The sequence below is a fragment of the Marinobacter sp. UBA2498 genome (genome assembly GCF_002341575.1).
GTDB classification, from domain to species: domain Bacteria; phylum Pseudomonadota; class Gammaproteobacteria; order Pseudomonadales; family Oleiphilaceae; genus Marinobacter; species Marinobacter manganoxydans.
The window spans coordinates 1-2,189 of record NZ_DDOI01000017.1 but is presented as its reverse complement, the minus strand read 5'-3'; the positions used below and the strand labels follow the sequence as shown (position 1 = coordinate 2,189).

Below are 2,189 nucleotides of genomic sequence, written 5' to 3'. Positions count from 1 at the left end.
TACCGCCGGGCCTGGCGCTCGCCGATGGCGCGCACCACGTAGGGGCTGATCACGGCCGGAATCAGGCCGAGCTTCACTTCGCTGAGGCAGAAGCTGGATTTCTCGGTGGCGATGACGATGTCGCAGCAGGCGGCAAGGCCCACCGCGCCGCCGAAAGCGGCGCCCTGTACCAGGCCGATCACGGGCTTGGACAGGTGGTTGAGTACGTTCATCAGCCGCGCCAGTTCCCGGGAATCATCCAGGTTTTCCTGGCGGCTGTTCTCGGCCATGCGGCGCATCCAGCCAAGGTCGGCCCCGGCGGAGAAGTGCTTGCCTTCGGAGCGCAGGATAACGATCTTCACGCTGTTGTCGGCATTCACCTCGGTGAGGGTGCTGATCAGCTGCTGGATGATCACGTCGTCGAAGGCGTTGCGTTTGTCAGGGCGGTTGAGAACCACCTCGGCAATGCCTTCGTCGCGACGTTTGAGCAGAACTGCGGATTCGTTGTCTGTCATGTCAGTCTCCCCGATTACATCCGGAACACGCCAAAGCGTGTCGGCTTGGCGGGTCGGTTAAGGGTGGCAGACAGGCTCAGGGCAACCACTTCCCGGGTCTGGGCCGGGTCGATAACGCCGTCGTCCCAGAGGCGGGCACTGGCGTAGTACGGGTGGCCCTGGTGTTCGTAAGTGTCGATGATCGGCTTCTTGAATTCCGCCTCTTCCTCGGCGCTCCATTCCTGGCCCTTGCGCTCCATGCCTTCACGGCGAACGGTGGCCATAACGCCGGCGGCCTGTTCGCCGCCCATCACCGAGATGCGGGCGTTCGGCCACATCCACAGGAAATCGGGGCTGTAGGCGCGGCCGCACATGCCGTAGTTACCCGCGCCAAAGGAGCCGCCGATCAGTACGGTGATCTTGGGTACGTTGGCACAGGCCACGGCCATAACCATCTTGGCGCCGTGCTTGGCGATGCCTTCGGATTCGTACTTCTGGCCAACCATGAACCCGGTGATATTCTGCAGGAACAGCAACGGGATGTTGCGCTGGCAGCACAATTCAACGAAGTGGGCGCCTTTCTGGGCGGCTTCGCTGAACAGGATGCCGTTGTTGGCGATGATGCCCACCGGGTAGCCGTGGATATGGGCAAAGCCGGTGACCAGGGTCTGGCCGTAATAGCGTTTGAATTCGTCAAACTCGGAACCGTCGACGGTGCGGGCGATGACGTCACGCACGTCGAACTGCTTGCGCAGGTCGGTGCCAACGATGCCGTAGATCTCCTCGGCGTCGTACAGCGGTGCCTTGGGTTTGCGGATTTCCACATCCGTTGGCTTGCGACGGTTCAGGTTGGAGACGCTGCGCCGGGCGATTTCCAGGGCGTGTGCGTCGTTCTCGGCGTAGTGGTCGGCAACACCGGAGATTTTACAGTGCACGTCGGCGCCACCGAGGTCTTCGGCGGTCACTACTTCACCGGTGGCGGCTTTCACCAGCGGCGGGCCAGCCAGGAAGATGGTGCCCTGGTTACGGACGATGATGGATTCATCGGCCATGGCGGGCACGTAGGCGCCACCGGCGGTGCACAGGCCCATGACGACGGCGATCTGCGGGATGTCGTCGGCAGACATACGGGCCTGGTTGTAGAAGATGCGGCCGAAGTGGTCGCGATCCGGGAAGACTTCGTCCTGGCGGGGCAGGTTGGCGCCGCCGGAGTCGACCAGGTAGATGCACGGCAGGCGGTTCTGCAGGGCGATTTCCTGGGCGCGCAGGTGTTTTTTCACGGTCAGCGGGTAGTAGCTGCCGCCTTTTACGGTGGCGTCGTTGGCGATGATCATGCATTCGGTGCCGGAGACGCGGCCCACGCCGGCGATCACGCCTGCTGCGGGGACTTCTTCATCGTAGACGTTGTAGGCGGCGAACTGGCCGATTTCCAGGAACGGGGAGCCGTCGTCCAGGAGGCGGTTGATGCGCTCTCTGGGGAGCAGCTTGCCACGGGCGATGTGGCGCTCCTGGTAGGAGGGGCCGCCGCCTTGCTGGATGGTGGACACTTTGTCGCGCAGGTCGGCTACGGCCTGGGCCATGGATTCCTGGTTGGCCTGGAACTCTTCGGACCTGGGATTAATCTTGCTTTGAAGTATTGTCATTTTTTCGGGCCTCGAGGTTCGGGGCGGCGGGACTGGCAGGGAATCTTTCCGGGAACCGCTACGAGCACATCCA

At 62.8% G+C, this 2,189-nt stretch carries 2 protein-coding genes; both read right to left on the bottom strand.

Annotation, left to right across the window (positions count from 1 at the left end; translation table 11 throughout):
- The coding region (locus tag B2W52_RS01755) for an enoyl-CoA hydratase-related protein (protein WP_286801065.1) at positions 1–494 on the bottom strand (494 nt) is incomplete at its 3' end.
- Between the two features lie 14 nt (positions 495–508).
- The gene (locus B2W52_RS01750; RefSeq protein ID WP_008170608.1) at positions 509–2,116 is read right to left on the bottom strand and encodes a carboxyl transferase domain-containing protein; all 1,608 of its coding nucleotides are present in this window, start codon (positions 2,114–2,116) and stop codon (positions 509–511) included.
- Between the last annotated feature and the right edge of the window lie 73 nt (positions 2,117–2,189).